The organism is Streptomyces sp. NPDC079141 (genome assembly GCF_040686775.1).
GTDB lineage: Bacteria > Actinomycetota > Actinomycetes > Streptomycetales > Streptomycetaceae > Streptomyces.
In genome coordinates this window covers 1-17,119 of sequence record NZ_JBFBLP010000012.1, presented here as the reverse complement: position 1 = coordinate 17,119, position 17,119 = coordinate 1, and the positions used below count along the sequence as shown (strand labels likewise).

Sequence of the window (17,119 nt, the reverse complement as noted above, 5' to 3'; positions counted from 1 at the left end):
TTCCTGCCCGAGTTCGGCGGCTGCTTCGCCGACTGGGCACCCCCTTCACGACATTCCCGAACGGACCACCATGCGCAAGAAGACCACCCTCCTGCTGGCCACGGCCCTGACCACCGGCCTGCTCGCCGCCCTCCCGGCCACCACGGCGGCGGCCGCACCCTCCGGCCTGTCCGGCGACTTCAACGGCGACGGCTACCGCGACCTCGCCATCGGCGCCCCCCTCACCAAGATCGACGGCCGGTCGAACGCCGGCTACGTCGCCGTCGTCTACGGCTCCGCGAGCGGCCTGGACACCACCAAGCGCCAGATCATCACCCAGGGCACCACCGGCATCCCGGGGACCCCCGAGACCGACGACAAGTTCGGCGACCGGCTCACCACGGGTGACCTGGACGGCGACGGCTACATGGACATCGTCGTGGGCGTGTACGGCGAGAAGATCGGCACCACCGGCGACTACGGCGCGCTGACCGTGCTGTGGGGCGGCGCGAGCGGGATCACCTCCGGCAGGGACATCGCCTCCCCGCTCCCGGAGAACCGCAACGAGCTCGGCTGGTCGGTGGCCACCGGCGACTTCGACGGGGACGGGGACACCGACCTGGCGGCGGCGAACAACCACTTCGAGAGCGTGAACGTCTTCGAGGGCCCGATCACCCGCACCGGCGAGGCCGCGGAGCGCGTCGGCATCGACACCCAGGAGCAGACCGGCGTCAGCACCGACCAGTTCGTCGCGGGCGACGTCACCGGCGACGGAAAGACCGACCTGCTGGTGATGGGCCAGGAGGAGATCACCGACGGCTACCGCACCCGCAGCGTCCTCTACAAGGGCTCCGCCACCGGCCTCACGCCGGGCAGCAGGCTCGCGGGCGGCTACGACGCCGTCATCGCCGACGTCAACAAGGACGGCTACGGCGACATCGTCACCGGCAACTTCATGGAGAAGGCCACCGACGAGCCCAACGGCGGCCTCGGCGGCGCGATCACCGTCACCTACGGCGCCTCCACCGGCCTGAGCACCACCCGCACCCCGGTCCGCTTCACGCAGGACACCACCGGCGTCCCCGGCACCGCCGAGAAGTGGGACGGCTTCGGCTGGAGCCTGTCGGCCGGCGACACCAACGGCGACGGCTACCCCGACATCGCCGTCGGCGTCGCGAACGAGTCCCTGAGCGGCAAGGAGGACGCGGGCAACGTCATCGTCCTGCGCGGCTCCGCGAGCGGCCTGACCGGCAGCGGCGCCAAGGCCTTCTCCCAGGACACCACCGGCGTCCCCGGCACCGCCGAGTCCTACGACTACTTCGGCGACTCCGTCTTCCTCACCGACGCCAACAACGACGGCCGCGCCGAGCTGATCGCGGGCGCCCGCGGCGAGAACGGCGGCGCAAGCGCGGTCTGGGTCCTGCGCGGCACCTCCACCGGCATCACGACGACCGGAGCCAAGTCCTTCAGCAGCACCACCCTGGGCGGCCCGTCCGGCCTGACGTACTTCGGCACGGTCCTGGAGGGCTGACATGCGCGTCCGCACAGCGGCAACGCTCGCCGCCCTCCTCACCGCGGGCCTGGCCGCGACCCCCGCCTCTGCGGCGTCCGCGAAGTACGCCGACGACTTCAACGGGGACGGGTACCGCGACTACGCGGCCAGGTGGGACGGGGATGCCAAGGGCGGCGGTGTCCTGATCACCTTCGGCACCGCGAGCGGCCCGGGCACGAAGACCCAGTTCGTCAGCCAGTCGAGTTCCGGCGTCCCCGGCAGCGACGAGACAGACGACATGTTCGGCGAGGTCCGCGCCGCCGCCGACTTCAACGCCGACGGCTACGGCGACCTCGCCGTGGCCGCGCCCGGCGAGAACGTCGACGGCCGGACGGACCAGGGCGCGGTCACGATCCTGTGGGGCAGCGCAAGCGGCCTCTCGGGCGGTACGGCCATCACCGCCAAGTCGAATACCTCGTACGCCCGTACGGGCTCGGACCTGGCGGTCGGCGACTTCAACGGCGACGGCAAGAAGGACCTCGCGGTCGTCGCGGCCGGCAAGACATACGTCTACCGCGGCGCCATCAACCGCACCGGCGTCCACGGCTCGGTCTCCACCCTCGACAAGTCGACCGCCTCCTTCTCGTCCACGGCCGTCATCGCGGGCAACGTGAACGGCGACGGAAAGACCGACCTCGTCCTGATCGGCGACGGCGTCAACACCGAGGAGATCTGGTCGGAGGCCTGGTTCGTCAAGGGCGGCGCCACCCTCTCCTCCGGCAAGACCCTGCGCCTGGAGTCCCAGCAGGGCGGCGGGGGCAGCACGCACCGGGGTGGCGACGGCGTCATCGCCGACTTCGACAAGGACGGCTACGGCGACATCGCCGTCGGCACGTCCCTGTACGGCGGCTACAAGGGCCGCGTCTCCCTCTGGTACGGCTCCTCGTCCGGCCCCGGCACATCCGCCCGCATCACCCAGAACACCACCGGAGTGGCGGGCACGGCGGAGTCGTACGACAGCTTCGGCGACAGCGTCTCGGCCGGCGACGTCAACGGCGACGGCTACAAGGACCTCGCGATCGGCGCGTACGGCGAGACCATCGACGGCAAGGAGTACGCGGGCATGGTCCACGTCCTGTACGGCCGTGCCGTCGGCGTCACCGGAACGGGCTCGCAGGCCTTCGCCCGCAACTCGGCCGGGATTCCGGGGGCGTTGGAGGCCGACGACAGCTTCGGCTCCACGGTCCGCCTGCGCGACACCGACCGCGACGGTCACGCGGACCTGTTCCTGACGGGCACGCTGAGTTCACTGCGGCTGCCGGGCACATCATCGGGAGTCACGACGACAGGTGTCACCTCGGTGGCGGGCGACGGCCTCATCAGGGGGATGCTCCAGTGACGGACGCCGACGCGTCCCCTGATGTCCCTTAGGGGATGTCACAGCTCGGCCGCAAAGCCGGGCCCGTACCGCCGGGCCCGGCACGTCACTCTCCGGGACCAGGTACGTTCGAAGACGTGGCTGGATTCAGGATCGGACGCGGCGGCCGGGACAACCGCGCCCCGCAAGCGCGACCGCAACAACCCCCGTACGGACAGCAGGGGCCGTCGTACGGCTACCCTCCGCCGCCCCAGCAGCCGTACGGCGGGCACGGCGGCCAGGGCGGTGGCTACGGCGGTCATGGCGGGCATGGTGAGCCGGAGTACTTCGGCGACGGCGCGCAGCAGTACCCGCAGGGTCCGGGCGGCGGCGGTCATGACCCGTACGCGGCGAACAACCCTGGCCACACCCAGGCGTTCTCCGTCCACGACGACCCCTACAACCAGGGCCAGACCTACCAGGCGGGCGCGGCCCCGGCGGCCCCGGCCGGCCCCCGCCTGCACTGGAAGGAACTGCTGAGAGGCATCGTCCTCTCCCCCGCCCAGACCTTCCTCCGGATGCGGGACTACACGATGTGGGGCCCGGCCCTGATCGTGACGTTCCTCTACGGCCTGCTCGCGGTCTTCGGCTTCGACACGGCCCGCGAGGACGCGATCAACGCGACCCTCGCGAACGCGGTCCCGATCGTCCTGACGACGGCCGTCGCCATGGTCCTGTCGTCCTTCGTCCTGGGCGTGGTCACCCACACCCTGGCCCGCCAGCTCGGCGGCGACGGCGCCTGGCAGCCCACGGTGGGCCTCTCCATGCTGATCATGTCCCTGACCGACGCCCCGCGCCTGGTCGTGGCGATGTTCCTCGGCGGCGACGCCCCCTTCGTCCAGATCCTGGGCTGGGCGACGTGGGTCGCGGCAGGCGCCCTCCTGACCACCATGGTCACCCGCTCCCACGACCTGCCGTGGCCGAAGGCCCTGGGCGCGTCGGCGATCCAGCTGATCGCGCTGCTGTCGATCGTGAAGCTGGGCACGTTCTGATTCTTCGAGGGGTAAGGGGAGGGGCTCCCGGCGCGCATACGCACCGGGAGCCCCTCCGTTTATGGCCTCAGTGTTGCTTCAGGCGTCGAGCACCTGCCCCGCCCGCTTCACGACGGGCGGCTCGACGGACCACGGGAAGTTGATCCACTCATCGGTGCGCTTCCACACGTACTCGCACTTCACCAGCGAATGCGACTTCTCGTAGATCACGGCGGACCGGACCTCGGCGACATGGTCGAGGCAGAAGTCGTGCACCAGCTTGAGCGTCTTGCCGGTGTCGGCGACGTCGTCGGTGATCAGGACCTTCTTGTCGGAGAAGTCGATGGCGTTGGGGACGGGCGCGAGCATGACGGGCATTTCGAGGGTGGTGCCCACGCCCGTGTAGAACTCGACGTTCACAAGGTGGATGTTCTTGCAGTCGAGGGCGTAGGCGAGCCCGCCGGCGACGAACACCCCGCCACGGGCGATGGAGAGCACGATGTCGGGCTCGTACCCGTCGTCGGCGATGGTCTGGGCGAGCTCACGGATGGCGGTGCCGAACCGCTCGTAGGTCAGGTTCTCGCGTACTTCGCTCATGCCTGCGTCACTCACACCTGGGTCCGATGGAAGTTGAGGAAAGAACGGGAGGCGGTAGGTCCACGCTGCCCCTGGTACCGGGACCCGTACCGATCGCTGCCGTAGGGGAACTCGGCGGGCGAGCTGAGCCGGAACATGCACAGCTGCCCGATCTTCATGCCCGGCCACAGCTTGATGGGCAGGGTCGCGAGATTGCTGAGCTCCAGCGTCACGTGCCCGGAGAAACCGGGGTCGATGAACCCGGCTGTGGAGTGGGTGACAAGCCCGAGCCGCCCGAGCGAGCTCTTGCCTTCGAGCCGCGAGGCAAGATCGTCGGGCAGGGAGATGACCTCGTACGTCGACGCGAGGACGAACTCCCCGGGGTGGAGGATGAAGGGCTCGTCGCCCTCCGGCTCCACGAGCCGCGTCAGATCGGCCTGCTCGATCGACGGGTCGATGTGCGGGTACCGGTGATTCTCGAACACCCGAAAATACCGATCAAGCCGCACGTCGATGCTGGACGGCTGCACCATGGATTCGTCGTAGGGATCGATCCGCACCCGCCCGGCGTCGATCTCGGCCCGGATGTCCTTGTCTGAGAGAAGCACGCCCCGAGGATACGCAAGGCGCGCGGACCGACCACAATCGGACGGCCCGCGCGCCTTCACTACCGCTCTGCTGCTGTCCTGCTACCGCTGTCCCGCTACCGCTTCTCCATGGCGACCGGCACCGCACTGCGGAGCCGGGCACACCGCGGACACCTCACGAGCCGGCCGGGGCCGAGCCGATCGGCCTGCTGCATCGGGAACGAAGCGGTGCTGAACACGTGCCCATCGGCACAACGGACGACGGTGCGCTCCATCAAGTCCAAGAGTCCCTTCCCCAAGAGCCGCGTCTGGCTGCTGCTTGCCTGACGACAAAAGGCACATTACGGGATGGAAGGGACGGCCCTCCAGGCGGCACTCCGATCCCACCCGGACCCTCTCCAACGCCCCCACGGTACGCCCCAACTCCGGCCCCCCGCAGCCGCATCCCACCCCTGAAAACCAGTCAGACCCCACGGCCTGAGCACCGGGGGTCTGCCATGAGGTACAGTGAGCGAGCATTCGGACACCGACTCATTCGGCGTCTTATGCGGGTGTAGTTTAATGGTAGAACATCAGCTTCCCAAGCTGAGAGCGCGAGTTCGATTCTCGTCACCCGCTCCATGATTAAGGCCCAGGTCAGAGACCTGGGCCGTTTTGCTGTCCGCCGCGACCACTGGCCGCGTGCCAGATCCGTGCCAGAACACTGATCGTCTGGATCGTTGGGGGAGGACATGAGCAAGCAGATCGCCGGATGGATCATGGATCGCAACCTGCGCGCCTTCCTGGAGCTGCTGTCCCGCTACGCCGGCTATGCATTCGATGACACCGACTGGGACACCATCGAAACCGGTGTCTGGAACACCGACGACGAGAAGTCCGACGGCTGGTACTCGTATCCGCTCGCCGGCACGAGCGCCACCCTGGAAGTCGGCCTCGCCCGCTCTGTCGGCAGTGAGGTGATGTCCGTCAGTGTCACCGGGGCCGAGACGCCCGAGCTCCAGCTCCGCACCGACACTCTGCTGTCCGCATTCGCCAGCATCTGACTACCGCCTTGCTGCCCCAGACGTCCAAAACCTTGCCCCCTTGGCGAGTCAGCGCTCCTCTGGCGAATCTGGCACGGCAGCGGCTTCCCCTGCAGCCTGACGTGCCTTGCGGACAGTCGCGTCGAGTCCCGCAGCGACCTCCTGCTGTCGCTTGTCGTCGGAGTGTTGGTAGATCAGCGCCGCCTTCTCCGAGGACTGCCCGGCCCGGACCATGGTGTCTTTGAGCGTGGCCCCGGAGCGCGTGGACAGCGTGTGCCCCGTGTGCCGGAGATCGTAGAAGCGGAAGCCCTCGGGCATCCCCACGACCTCCCTCGCCCGCCGCCACTTCCGCCCGAAGGTGCTGCGCCGGAACGGAGCGCCCTTCTCCCCCACGAAGATCAGCCCATCGGGGCCCGGCTCGGCGTAGCTCTCCAGATGCCAGCGGAGCTCCCGGTGGAGAAACGCGGGAAGGATCACAGTCCGAGTGCCCGCCTCCGACTTGGTGTCGCCCTGGACGCGCCGTCCGTTCATGCGCTCTGGCTCGGCGAGGCGGACGCGGACTCTTAGGTTGTCGAGGTCGACGTCACGGCGGCGGAGGCCGGCCAGCTCCTCAGGCCGCATCGGGCCGTACGCGCCGAGGTAGACCATGAGCCGCCACCGCATCCCTACCGCTTCGGCGAGGGCGTCGACCTGGGCGACGGTGGCGATGCGCCGCTCGGCCGCCTTCTCCTTCCCTGCGCCCTTGATCCTGCACGGGTTGCGGCTGATCAGCTCGTCGTCCACGGCCGTTTCCATGATGGCCTTGAGGAGCCGGTACGCCTTTGCCGTCATCGTCTTGGCGTTCGTGGTCCGCAGCCGATCTGCTCGCCACTCCCGGACACGCGGAGCTGTGATCTCGTCCAAGTCCGACTCGGCGAAGGCGAACAGGTGCTTGTCGAGGAGGTAGCGGTACAGGTCGCGGGTGAGCGGTGCGAGCTCCCGTTCGTCGACCCACTTATCGGCGTAGGCCCGGAAGCTCACCGCGCCTGCCTCGGGGTCGCGCCAGTCTCCCCGGCGGATCTCCGTCTGTTTCTCGGCTAACCAGTCGTCGGCATCCGCCGTCGTCTCGAAGGTGATGGGAGCCGGACGCATCACGCCGTCAGGGCCTGGATAGCGCGCCTGATAGCGGCCGGAGGGAAGCCGTCTGATCGCGCCGAAACGACGGCGCCTGCCCTTGCTGTTGGCCATCAGGCAGCAGCCCTCCCGAAGCGAGATCGAGGCCGCCGCCTCAGCGGTTCCACGGTGCGAGAGGCGAGGTACTCGCGAAGTGCGCTCTCAGGGATGCGGACGTGTCGACCGACCTTGACGTAACGAATGCGCCGCTCCTCGACGAGCCGCCGGGGGAAGCGGACAGTCGTGCCCAGCAGCTCGGCGACCTGGTCGACGGACAGGTAGCGGTCGTTCATGTGGTCGGCTCTCCTTCCGTTCCGGGGGCGGGTTCGAGGGATGCGGCAAGCCAGGTCTCGCCCGCGCTGAGGCCCGTTCCGGCGAAGACCCAGTGAGCGAGGACGAGCGTGGTTTCGCCGTCCTGGGGTGCTGGCGGGGCGGCTTGCGCGCGGCGCCATTCGGCGCGGGCGTTGCGGAGGGCGCCGAGGGTGGTGGAGTAGCGGCGGGACTTGGTGGAGAAGTGGCCGCGGAAGCCGAGCATGTGGGCCCATGCGCGTAGGCGGAGGTCTGCCAGCTCGGGACGCGCGCCGAGAGTCCAAGCGGTTCGGATCATGCGGCGGGCGTGGTCGGTGATCCGGGCTCCGGCCAGCTCGGCGAGGAAGCGGATCGGCCGGTCGAGGGTGCCCGTTGCCGTCTCCGCGCCCTTGGTGGCGTACTTGGCGATGTACGCCGCTACGGCCCGGTCGGTCAGGTCCTGGCCGTCGTCGAAGTCGGCGGACCGGATCGGACGGACATCAAGCTGACGACCGAAGACGAAGGAGTGCGGACGGCCGTCGACGGTCGGGCCGTGGACGCGGGTGGCGGTGGCAGCGGCGTGGATCGCGTCGCTCAGCAGCTCGGCCGTGGCCCAGACCGGGGGCGAGGTCTCGCCGCCCTCGGGGCCGTCGAGGCGGATGACCGCGTGGAAGTGGACCGCGCCGCGCTTCTGATACTCGGCGACCTTGGCGAAGGAGATGCGGGCGTGGTCACGGAAGGCCCGTTGGGTGAGGCCGGCGCGCTTGGCGACCTCACGGCGGAGGTAGATGGAGAACCGTCGCCACAAGGCCCCGGCGTGGGCGTTCCAGAGCACGGCCGCTTCATAGTCGTACGTGTCCGGATCGAGGGGCGTACCGAGGACCGGGTCTGGGTCGTCGTGCCGGATGCCGCAGCGGCAGGGCCGCCCGCTGGAGGGGCGGTTGTGGACCGGACCGAAGCTCGGTGCGGTGAACGTGGCGAAGACGCGTGGGTGGGCTGAGACCAACTCAGGTGTGCCCTTGCCGCCACGGAGCCCGGCGGTGATCAGGTGGTAGGTGTCGCGGCGGTAGACCTCGGCGCAGGCCGGGCAGCGCGTGGCACGGCGGTTGTTGCAGCGGGTGAGGAGCTGGCCGGCGGGAAGCGTGGCGGAGTCCAGGTGGCGCAGGACGTTGCCGATTTCGCCGGTTGCCGTGTTGACGGCGTACTCCGTGCGGTGGCCGTCGAGGCGGACGGGGTGAGTGCAGCCGCCTAGGCCGGAGAGTTGGCGGCCCAGCTCGGGCAGGGTGCCGAGGGAGGCCAGCATGGAGAGTTCCGCCAGTGGGGGCGGAGTCTGCCGGGTGATGATGGGAGTTCCTTTCGGCTGTTTCGGCGGTTGGGAGGGACGGCCCCGGGGCGGCGGGATGCTTGGCGGCTTGTTGCCGCCCCGGCGGCCGGTCAGCGCTTGTTCGCGCTGTTGAAGAGGGAGCGCAGGACCACGGCGGCGATGGCCACGGACACGGCCGATATGGCGACGGCCGCCAGGAGCGCGGTGAGCACGACACCGACGACGACCACGGCTGCGACGGCCCCCACGTAGGGGGCGACCGGACGAGCGGCAGCAGGAGCCGGGACGTGGTCCGTCGGAACGTGCGTGGTGATGCTCGGGACGTACGGGGTGTCAGGCAGCTTGGGGCGGAACATCACGGGACTCCTTCTCACTTGTTGGTGCCGTTGACGACGTCGACCCCGGAGCGGGTGCCGGACTCGATGGCGGGGGCGAGGAAGGTGTGCGAGAGCCAGAAGCCGAACAGAGCGATCACGACGGCGACCCAGAGGCGGACTCCGAGGAACTTGATCGCGGCCCAGGCGATGACGCCCAGGACGAAGACGAGCGGGAGCGAGACGGTCACGGCGTTCTCTCCTCAGCGGACGGGGCAGCGGTGGGTGCGGGCGGCCAGCTCGGCGGCGGGGCGGCTGTCGTAGTCGGTGGAGAAGCCGCAGCGCGGGGCGGTGCAGGCGGCGGTGTGCTTCTCGCGGCCCCGGCCGTCGTAGTACGTGCCGACCTGGACGGGGCCGATACGGATGACGTTGCGGAAACGGCGGTTGGCGGGCATCAGGCGATCTCCTTCTTCGTCTCGCCCGTGAAGTCGGTGACGTGGTCGGCGAGCCAGCGCAAGATCTCGTCGCCCTCGTAGCGGTCGGCGGCGAGGATGACCGGTTCGGCGATCAGTACGGCTTCGGTGAGGCGGTTCTGGCGGGTCAGCTCGGCTGCGCGTTTCAGCGCGCGGAGCGTGGTGGGGCGCATACGAGGAAAGTCCTCCGGGTTCAGATGAGTTGGGTGACGATGGCTTCGGCGAGCGGCATCGGGACGCCGAGCCGGACGCGGAGCGTCGAGGTGTCGATGGCGGAGCCGGTCCGTGCGCGGTGTTCGTCGGCGACCTTGCGAGCGAGGGCGACGAGTGCCGGCGGGACGGAGGCTGTTGAGGGCGGAGTCGATTCCGGCTCTCGGGTGGGCAGTTCAGGGGCGGGCGGCGGCGCAGCCGCTTCCTTCTTGACTGCCGGGACCTCATGGGGCGTCGTCGGTCCATGGGCGAGGAGCGTTCCGCCGAGGAAGGCGACGGCGGGCCATCCGGCGACGAGGATGCGGAGCCAGGCCGGGACGGCGTTCAGGTCGAGCAGTCCGGCGGTGGCGACGTTGGCGCCCAGTGACGCGGTCAGCGCGACCAGGAACCAACACCACCCAGCCGCTTTCGACCCGCCGGAGCGCAGTCGCCGCCAGGCCGCGACCAACAGCAGGTCGACGGAGACCGGGTAGGCCCACGCCTTCCATCCCTGCTGACCGGCAGCCGAGGCCAGGTCATGCAGGTGGGCGAACGACAACGCGGCGGCGATCAGGGCTTGGACGAGTACGGCGTCGATTTGGACGGGCAGCCTCATCCGCGCTCCCCGTCCGGCTCCTGGTCGCCGTCGGACAAGGCGGCGGCGTAGGTCTCCAGCGCGTTGACGTAGTCGGTGCAGGCGGCGGCCAGCTCTCGGGCGAAGGACAGGTGGTCGGCGATCGGGACGTGGTCGAAGGCGGAGACGGTCAGGGTGTGGTCCTCGCCGTCCAGGGCGAGGATCGGGGCGTGGCGCGTGCCGTACTTGCTGAGGCGAACGGTGGTGTGGGTGTCCGCGTAGAAGGACATCGAGGCAGTCACGGGGATTCCTCTCCTGTTTCCGGCAAGGCGGAGGTAGGGACTTGGCGGGGGACGGCCGCGCCAGCCGTTGGGGGCAGTGGGGTTATTCGGTGACCGGGCGAGGAGTCGTCAGCGGTCCGGAGTCCCGCGCAGGGACGGGCGGGACGTAGGGCCGGAAGGGCGTGAACGCCGGTACGTCCGGGGCGAGGTGGGCCATTTCGCGGCAGGTGGCCGCTGCATCGGCGAGGGAGAGATAGGGGGTGCGGATGCGGGACCAGCCGCCGGAGGTGTCGCCGGCGACGGCCAATCCGGGCAGGTCGGCGGCGATGGCGCAGGCGACGTAGGCCGCCTCGGGTGCGATGTCGCCGAGTGCCATCTTCGCGGAGGCTTCGTCGTTGACGCGGTGGCAGACGCGGCCGGTCAGCTGCGCGCGGAGCATGGTCGCTCCCTTGCCCAGTTCGGCGCCGAAGCGCTGCCCGCAGACCTCCAGGTAGATCCCGGCCGCACGACCGAGTTGAGCGAGGCGGATGAGCTGAGTGACCATCTCGTCCCGCCGTTCCTCCTCCTTCCTGGTGGCGACGAGGAAGAGTTCGGCCACTTCGTCGATGAACAGGACGATGGGAGCCGGGCGTTCGCTCTCGGGGAGCCCCCAGACGTCCGAGGTGATCAGCTCATCGGGGGTACCGGGGACGATGCCCTGACGAGCCTTGATCAGGTCGTATCGGTCCTCCATCTCTTTCACGAGGACGGGCAGCAGTTCGGCCGCCTGGTCCGGGTCGGTCGCCAGCGCGGACAGGCGAGGGGCGAACGGCGCCAGCTCGACTCCCCGCTTGCAGTCGATGCCGACCAGGACCACGGGCTGAGTCGCAAGGCCCGTGAGCAGGTTCCGCTGGTACATGGACTTGCCGGACAGGGTGGCGCCGAGGACGAGTTCATGCGGAACGGCGCGGTAGTCGCGTACGACCGCGGTTGCGTCCTCCCGCAGAGCCACGGGCACTCGGAGGTGTCCGCTGTCGGTCCGGCGTGGCATCCGCACCTTCCGCAGGACGTCGAAGCCGACGAGCCGGAGTTCGACGACGCCGGGCTTGACGTCCCGGACGTACACGGCGTGGACGCCCCAGGCATGCCGGAGACGCTCGGCAGATGCCGCTACGTCCGCCGGTTCCTGGCCCGGAGCCAGCCGAAGCCGGATCCGAAGGCCGGTCGAGGTGGGGCGGATCATGCCCCGGCGGGGAGGGACTGGCCGTACCTCACGGCGAGTGGTCGCTTTGACGGCCAGCGCCCGCCAGCGGGACGGCTCGACCGTCAGGCCGCACGCGTCCATGGTCGAGGAGTACGAGGCCATGAGCCGGACCACCGAGACCGGCAGCCCGACCGTGGACCAATACGCCGCCGGGTGGGCGTGCCGGGCATAGGCCGCGCCACCTAACGCAGCAAGCGCCCCGCCCAGCTCGGCCACCGTCACCAGGTCGGTCACGTCGATCAGCCCGCCTGAGCCAGCGGGAAGGCGCCCGGAGCAATGGCCGTAGCCCGGTAGGCGATGCCGTGCCGCTGCTGACCGTTGAACACGCTCTCCCACGGACGGGCGACGAGCCCCGGCAGCGAGACCGGAGCACCGACGGTCAATCCGTCCGTCACACCGCTCTCGGGGATCGTGACCTGGATCAGCGACGACTCGCCCTCGTCGATGTAGACGACGCCGACGGTCATCAGCGCCTCACCACTCACGGCGTCCTTGGCGATCTCACCGGTCTGCCGGTCGCGCACCTTCGGCGCCGGCGCTTCAGTGAGCAGGATCGTGGCGGTCGAGGCGTCGATTCGGATCATGCGCACAGGGATGTCTCCTTCAAGATTCGATCAACCAGCCACCTGACAAGTTGACTTAGCAAGTTCGAAGTTAGGGATGCCAGGTTGACTTGTCAAGTGTGGTTCCGGGGTTAACTGGCCCTGGATCAGGCTCAGTTCAGGCGGTAGGTGTCTTCCAACTCCTGCCGATCGGCAGGAAGGAGCACGTCAGAGACTTGCAGCGCTTGCCCGGATGCGTCATAGGCGATCACGAGAACGCTGAGCACCGGAACGCCGGCCGGAAGGTCGAGCAGTTCGGCTTCGCCGGGCTCGGGGAGTCGAGCCGAGACGCGCTCTGTCACGTGGTCGAAGCGGACCTTCTTCCGCGCTTCCAGGTGGGCGCGGGTGCTGCCACCCAGAGGATCGGACTTCGCCAACTCGGTGCCCTCGACCAGGCCGGCGGGGAAGTACGACGAGATCAGTTCGACGGGTTCGCCGTCCTCCTCGACGAGGAACCGGCGCATGAGGACCTGGGCTCGCTTCGGCAGACCAAGCACCGAGGCGACGCGCACCGGAACAGGGGTGCTCTCGACGGCGATCAGCCGCCCTGGAGCCTGAGACTCATCCCGTGCCAGCGCTTCGGTGCCCCGGCGGTCCTTCTGCTCGACGACGGCGGGACGGCCGCGCACGATCGTGCCGTACCCCTGCCGGGATTCCAGCCAGCCGTCACGCTTCAGGAGCTCCAGCGCTCGGACGACGGTCGGGCGAGACATTCCGAAGGCTTGCACCAGTTGGTTCTCACTGGGGACGCGGCTGCCGGGCGCGTACGTTCCGTCCTCGATGCGACCCTGAATGGTCTGAGCGAGGCGGACGTACTTAGGTGCCTCCACTTCATACGCCATGCGCGCCGCCGCCTGTCGAGATTGGCCAAGTCAACTGGTCAACCAGACTAGCGGCAGTGCACATAGAAGAGAACCCGGACGCTCCTTCACGCCGACCAAGCATCGTCCACCACGAACGAGACCACCGTGCCACCGAAGGGGCTGGGGCCGGAGTGCCACGAGTCGGCGATGGAGTCGAGCAGGAGGAGTCCGCGCCCGTGGGCGTCGTCGGCATCCGGGTGCCGCAGCCGGACGGCGGCAGGGAATCCCGGGTTGTGCACGTCGACCCGGAGGGAGTTCTTCTCTCGGAACCACTCCACCCGTACGACCCAGTCACCCTCGGATCTTCCGTAGAGGATGGCGTTGGTGACTAACTCCGAGATCATCAATTCGCAGTCGCCGAGGGCACAGGTCGGGCCATACGGGGCGATGAACTTCCGGAACCAGCGTCGGGCCCGGGGTACGGACTCGGCGACCGGATGCAAGGTCATCGCGCCGAGTCGCGGGGACTCCTCAGAGGGGTAGCGGTCGATCGTGTAGGCCATCCGCGCTCACTCCTTGCCGCTGCCCTCACAGTCGAGGCAGCGCCGCTTCGATGTGGCACGGGCACGGTCGGCGGTAGCGGCGAGCGCCAGGGTCGTACGCGAACCGACGCGCTTCCAGCCGCGCCCTCGGCAACCCCGGCAGGGTAAGGACGTGTCCCGATCCGGCCGCTGACTCGTCACGCCGTGCCCCCTTCCGATCAAGTGGCATTAGCCACTTACTGGATAGTGGCATTGGCCACTTGCAGCGCGCAAGCAGTTCGCCGGAACTCGTGCGCCGAGCCGTCAGGTGAGCGGGTAGCCCTGCTCGAACGCCCAGCGAAGCGGCGGGTAAGTGGCTTCGGCGAACTCCAACGGCCGGTCCTGGAGGTCGTAGACGACGTGATGCACGACCAGGACAGCGGATCCAGGCTCAAGCCGGAGATCGGCCGCTTCTTCGTCGGTCGCCGTCCGGGCACACATCCGGTCCTCGGCGTAACTCCCCTGCCGTCCCGTCATGTTCTCGACGTACATCAGGGTGCCTTCCTGAATCCGGCGCGAACCACGACGTGGACAAAGTGATCGGCCCGTCTTGGTTGTTGGTTACTCGCCGACGATGCACGGCCCGACGGTCTTTCGCCAGGCCCAGCGCCTCAGCCACATGATCCGGCGCATCCAGCCAGCCGGCCGAGGTGATGACGGCGTACTCGCCGGTCGTGTAGATCTTCCCCGTCTGACGGGCGCGGCCGTACAACTCGCGTGCGCGCCGGTTGACTTCGAGGCTGCGCACGTACGTGCCGGATCCCTGCCGCTTCTCGACAAGCCCCTGATGGCTCAGCGCTTCCAGCGCTCGCGCCGCCGTTGGCCTGGAAACCTTCCAGTCCGACGCCAGTTGCCGTTCCGAGGGAACCTCGTCCCCCGCCCGCAAGTCGCCCCGAAGGATCTGATCGCGAATGAAGTGCGCGATCTGGAGATACTTCGGCTGCGCCTCCTCGATCTGGGGCATGCGCCCTCCTCGTCCTGGTGCCGCCCGCTAGGGCAAAGTGGCTAAGGCCTCTAGCCACTATAGGGTGAATGGTCAAGCCCGCACCCCGTACGCTTGGGCCCCATGACGCGGTTGATCGTCGCAGCAGGAGGAGGGGGCGACGCAGTCGCCGCCGCAATGCTTGACGCCGCCCTGTACGGCGGCGAGAGCGACCGGGCAGTGATCCTCACGTACGCGTGGGACCGCTTGCTGATCGACCCCGTACCGGGGCCGCGAGGCGCTCGTGACTTCACCGGCCTCGAACAGCTCACCCCATCCGTGTCGGCGGTGCCGGCGAAAGCCCACCCGGTCGCTCCGGCAGGCTCCACCCTCCCCCGGCTCGCGGCAGAGCTCCCGCACACGTTCGCGCTGATCGACCCGCACCAGGGCGTCGAGGGTGTCACTCGCCAACTTGAAGAGCTGATCAGCCACTTGGAGCCAGCGTCGATCGACCTGCTGGACGTCGGCGGCGACATATTGGCGCGAGGCGATGAGCCGACGCTCAAGAGCCCACTTGCCGACGCCCTCACCCTGGCCACGTGCTGCCAGGTGAACGCGCCCATCCGTCTCCTGGTGGCCGGCCCCGGCCTGGACGGCGAACTCCCGTCTGAAGACCTGCGCGTCATGCTCGGCCCCCTCGCCCACACCTTCACGGCGAAGGACACGGAGCCGATCAGCTCGGTCCTGGAGTGGCACCCGTCGGAGGCGACCGGGATGCTCGCGGCAACGGCACGAGGAGTACGCGGCACCTGCGAAGTACGGGACGCCGGGCTTCCCGTACCGCTCACGGTCGAAGGGCCGACAGTCCACGAGGCCGACATGGACGACGCGTTGAGTCGTAACCAGCTGGCCCGCGCCATCATGGCGACGGAGAGCCTCGACGAGGTCGAAGCGCACAGCCGCGAAATCTGCGGCTACTCGGAGATCGACTACGAACGCAACAAGGCGCTGTGGCTCAAGGAGCAAAGGCCGACGAATCTCGACCCCGAGTCGCTGCTTCCTCGGCTCGACCAGTTCGAGGCAGAGGCCCGCAGCCGCGGCATCACCCACACGACGTTCCGGCACCTCACCGAGGTGTTGAACCTCAACGGTTCTCAGCGAGACGATCTCCGCCGACTACTGATCAGCGTGCGCCCGAGGCAGTACGAAGCGCCCTTGTGGCGGATCGTGTGAGGGGCAACCCCAAGCATTCAGCCCTTACCGATCTACCCGCGGCCCAGGAAACGCTCATCCGAACCGACTGGGTCCGGTTGGACCATGCCTACGGCCCGGCCGTAGACGCTCCTCGAATGCTCAGCGGGCTCTTGGACGAGCGCCAGGCAGTGAGGACCAGGGCGCTGAGCGACATCCACGAGATCCTGCACCACCAGAACACGCTCTACGCGGTGACAGCCCCCGCGGCGCTATACGTCGCCGCGATCCTGTCCGACCCAAGGACTGAACGACCGGTCGACAAGCGCCGCCAAGACTTCCCCGGCAACATGCGTGCAGAGCTACTGGCCTGGATCGCCTCTGTCTCCCGTGAGGTCACCGACGAGGCTGAAGCCGTAAGCCGACAGCACGGGTTTCCTCTCGACGACTACGGGCCGGCCATAGCCGTACGTGAGATACGGCCGCTGCTGTTCCCCGCCGTGTTCACCTACGCCGACAGCACCGACCGCCACGTACGCGAATCGGCGATAGGAGCCTGCATCCCGTTGCTGGACGACCCTCAGTTGATCCACCATCGATCGACTGTGATCCCTCAAATACGGCAGGCACTCGGAACCAGCGAGCTATGGCAGCACCGAGAGCAAGCCATAAGCGCCCTTGAAACCTGGGGCGAAGACCCGTCCGGGATCGAAGGCCAGCAGAACCCCTTCCTGTTCTGCGACACCGACCCACCAGCGCACAGCTCACCCTGGAACGCAGGGCCGAAGGCCGGATGGGCCGACGAACCACCGTTCTGACACAGCCATCCCGTGATCGCAGACACAGCCGGTCGTGAGTTACAACCTTCTTCACGGGTTCAAGGCGGCTCGCTCCGCTCACCGCGCGCGGCCCGGCCCCCGGCCGGGCCTGCGCTCCTAATGGCGTCATAAGACGTTGGTTCTGATCCTGCTGGCGAACGTCTTGAGCGAGCCGGTATGCGGTGATCCGTAGCCGCTCCTGAGGCCTGACCTCCCGAGACAGAGTCGACCCCGCATGCCGGCTCGCTCGTTCGTTCCTCATCGTGCGGGGGTGGCGGGGGCGGCTCGCGCTCCTGCCTTCGTCCCGCGCGAGAGAACGG

General features: G+C 68.7%; 21 protein-coding genes, 1 tRNA gene and 1 pseudogene. 7 read left to right on the top strand and 16 right to left on the bottom strand.

Features of this window, described 5'->3' with window-relative positions; all coding sequences use genetic code 11:
• The first annotated feature begins 70 nt into the window (after positions 1-70).
• The 3 genes from AB0Q90_RS28075 to AB0Q90_RS28065 are packed head-to-tail and all read left to right on the top strand — an operon-like array spanning position 71 to position 3,880.
• Positions 71-1,510, top strand: a complete 1,440-nt coding sequence (locus tag AB0Q90_RS28075) for an FG-GAP-like repeat-containing protein (protein ID WP_363161142.1) — start codon at positions 71-73, stop codon at positions 1,508-1,510.
• A gap of 1 nt (position 1,511) precedes the next feature.
• Positions 1,512-2,870 (top strand): FG-GAP-like repeat-containing protein, encoded by a 1,359-nt coding sequence (locus AB0Q90_RS28070; RefSeq protein WP_363161143.1) that lies wholly within the window; start codon positions 1,512-1,514, stop codon positions 2,868-2,870.
• A 35-nt stretch (positions 2,871-2,905) separates the two neighbouring features.
• Positions 2,906-3,880 (top strand): Yip1 family protein, encoded by a 975-nt coding sequence (locus tag AB0Q90_RS28065; protein ID WP_363161144.1) that lies wholly within the window; start codon positions 2,906-2,908, stop codon positions 3,878-3,880.
• A gap of 78 nt (positions 3,881-3,958) precedes the next feature.
• Here the strand turns inward: AB0Q90_RS28065 and AB0Q90_RS28060 are convergent, their stop codons facing one another.
• Both AB0Q90_RS28060 and dcd read right to left on the bottom strand, forming a co-directional pair.
• Positions 3,959-4,456 (bottom strand): phosphoribosyltransferase, encoded by a 498-nt coding sequence (locus AB0Q90_RS28060; RefSeq protein ID WP_363161145.1) that lies wholly within the window; start codon positions 4,454-4,456, stop codon positions 3,959-3,961.
• An 11-nt stretch (positions 4,457-4,467) separates the two neighbouring features.
• Positions 4,468-5,043 (bottom strand): dCTP deaminase, encoded by a 576-nt coding sequence (gene dcd / locus AB0Q90_RS28055; protein ID WP_363161146.1) that lies wholly within the window; start codon positions 5,041-5,043, stop codon positions 4,468-4,470.
• A 526-nt stretch (positions 5,044-5,569) separates the two neighbouring features.
• On the opposite strand from dcd, the gene AB0Q90_RS28050 reads away from it, so the two are divergent.
• Together AB0Q90_RS28050 and AB0Q90_RS28045 are read left to right on the top strand one after the other, a co-directional pair.
• Positions 5,570-5,643 (top strand) — tRNA-Gly (locus AB0Q90_RS28050).
• A gap of 110 nt (positions 5,644-5,753) precedes the next feature.
• Positions 5,754-6,065 carry a hypothetical protein gene (locus tag AB0Q90_RS28045; protein ID WP_363161147.1) on the top strand — a complete coding sequence of 104 codons (312 nt, stop codon included), beginning with the start codon at positions 5,754-5,756 and terminating at the stop codon, positions 6,063-6,065.
• Positions 6,066-6,113: 48 nt separating this feature from the next.
• Here the strand turns inward: AB0Q90_RS28045 and AB0Q90_RS28040 are convergent, their stop codons facing one another.
• The 14 genes and pseudogenes from AB0Q90_RS28040 to AB0Q90_RS27975 form a co-directional block, all read right to left on the bottom strand.
• Positions 6,114-7,271 carry a tyrosine-type recombinase/integrase gene (locus tag AB0Q90_RS28040; RefSeq protein WP_363161148.1) on the bottom strand — a complete coding sequence of 386 codons (1,158 nt, stop codon included), beginning with the start codon at positions 7,269-7,271 and terminating at the stop codon, positions 6,114-6,116.
• Complete coding sequence (locus AB0Q90_RS28035; protein ID WP_363161149.1) at positions 7,271-7,489, bottom strand: helix-turn-helix domain-containing protein; 219 nt, start codon at positions 7,487-7,489, stop codon at positions 7,271-7,273. Before AB0Q90_RS28035 ends, AB0Q90_RS28040 begins: the two co-directional genes overlap by 1 nt.
• Positions 7,486-8,787, bottom strand: coding sequence for a replication initiator (locus AB0Q90_RS28030; RefSeq protein ID WP_363161150.1), 1,302 nt, complete (start codon positions 8,785-8,787; stop codon positions 7,486-7,488). The genes AB0Q90_RS28035 and AB0Q90_RS28030 overlap by 4 nt, the downstream gene beginning before the upstream one ends.
• 131 nt (positions 8,788-8,918) lie before the next feature.
• Complete coding sequence (locus AB0Q90_RS28025; RefSeq protein WP_363161151.1) at positions 8,919-9,164, bottom strand: SpdD protein; 246 nt, start codon at positions 9,162-9,164, stop codon at positions 8,919-8,921.
• Between the two features lie 14 nt (positions 9,165-9,178).
• Positions 9,179-9,373 carry a hypothetical protein gene (locus AB0Q90_RS28020; RefSeq protein ID WP_363161152.1) on the bottom strand — a complete coding sequence of 65 codons (195 nt, stop codon included), beginning with the start codon at positions 9,371-9,373 and terminating at the stop codon, positions 9,179-9,181.
• Between the two features lie 12 nt (positions 9,374-9,385).
• On the bottom strand, positions 9,386-9,577 hold the full coding sequence (locus AB0Q90_RS28015) for a mobile element transfer protein (protein ID WP_363161153.1): 192 nt from the start codon (positions 9,575-9,577) through the stop codon (positions 9,386-9,388).
• Positions 9,577-9,768 carry a hypothetical protein gene (locus AB0Q90_RS28010; RefSeq protein ID WP_363161154.1) on the bottom strand — a complete coding sequence of 64 codons (192 nt, stop codon included), beginning with the start codon at positions 9,766-9,768 and terminating at the stop codon, positions 9,577-9,579. The genes AB0Q90_RS28015 and AB0Q90_RS28010 overlap by 1 nt, the downstream gene beginning before the upstream one ends.
• A gap of 20 nt (positions 9,769-9,788) precedes the next feature.
• Positions 9,789-10,400 carry a DUF2637 domain-containing protein gene (locus tag AB0Q90_RS28005; RefSeq protein WP_363161155.1) on the bottom strand — a complete coding sequence of 204 codons (612 nt, stop codon included), beginning with the start codon at positions 10,398-10,400 and terminating at the stop codon, positions 9,789-9,791.
• Entirely contained in the window at positions 10,397-10,660 is a 264-nt protein-coding gene (locus AB0Q90_RS28000) for a hypothetical protein (RefSeq protein ID WP_363161156.1), read from the bottom strand. Before AB0Q90_RS28000 ends, AB0Q90_RS28005 begins: the two co-directional genes overlap by 4 nt.
• Positions 10,661-10,742: 82 nt before the next feature.
• A complete protein-coding gene (locus AB0Q90_RS27995) occupies positions 10,743-12,116 on the bottom strand; it encodes an FtsK/SpoIIIE domain-containing protein (protein ID WP_363161157.1) in 1,374 nt (457 codons plus the stop codon).
• A gap of 5 nt (positions 12,117-12,121) precedes the next feature.
• On the bottom strand, positions 12,122-12,472 hold the full coding sequence (locus AB0Q90_RS27990) for a hypothetical protein (RefSeq protein WP_363161158.1): 351 nt from the start codon (positions 12,470-12,472) through the stop codon (positions 12,122-12,124).
• Between the two features lie 125 nt (positions 12,473-12,597).
• Positions 12,598-13,326 carry a GntR family transcriptional regulator gene (locus tag AB0Q90_RS27985; protein ID WP_363161160.1) on the bottom strand — a complete coding sequence of 243 codons (729 nt, stop codon included), beginning with the start codon at positions 13,324-13,326 and terminating at the stop codon, positions 12,598-12,600.
• Between the two features lie 86 nt (positions 13,327-13,412).
• On the bottom strand, positions 13,413-13,850 hold the full coding sequence (locus AB0Q90_RS27980) for an ATP-binding protein (protein ID WP_363161161.1): 438 nt from the start codon (positions 13,848-13,850) through the stop codon (positions 13,413-13,415).
• Between the two features lie 282 nt (positions 13,851-14,132).
• Positions 14,133-14,832: pseudogene (locus AB0Q90_RS27975) on the bottom strand (GntR family transcriptional regulator).
• A gap of 102 nt (positions 14,833-14,934) precedes the next feature.
• Between AB0Q90_RS27975 and AB0Q90_RS27970 the strand changes: the two are divergent.
• Positions 14,935-16,023 carry a DUF1152 domain-containing protein gene (locus AB0Q90_RS27970; RefSeq protein WP_363161162.1) on the top strand — a complete coding sequence of 363 codons (1,089 nt, stop codon included), beginning with the start codon at positions 14,935-14,937 and terminating at the stop codon, positions 16,021-16,023.
• Positions 16,024-16,139: 116 nt separating this feature from the next.
• Entirely contained in the window at positions 16,140-16,799 is a 660-nt protein-coding gene (locus AB0Q90_RS27965) for a hypothetical protein (RefSeq protein WP_363161163.1), read from the top strand.
• Positions 16,800-17,119: the final 320 nt, after the last annotated feature.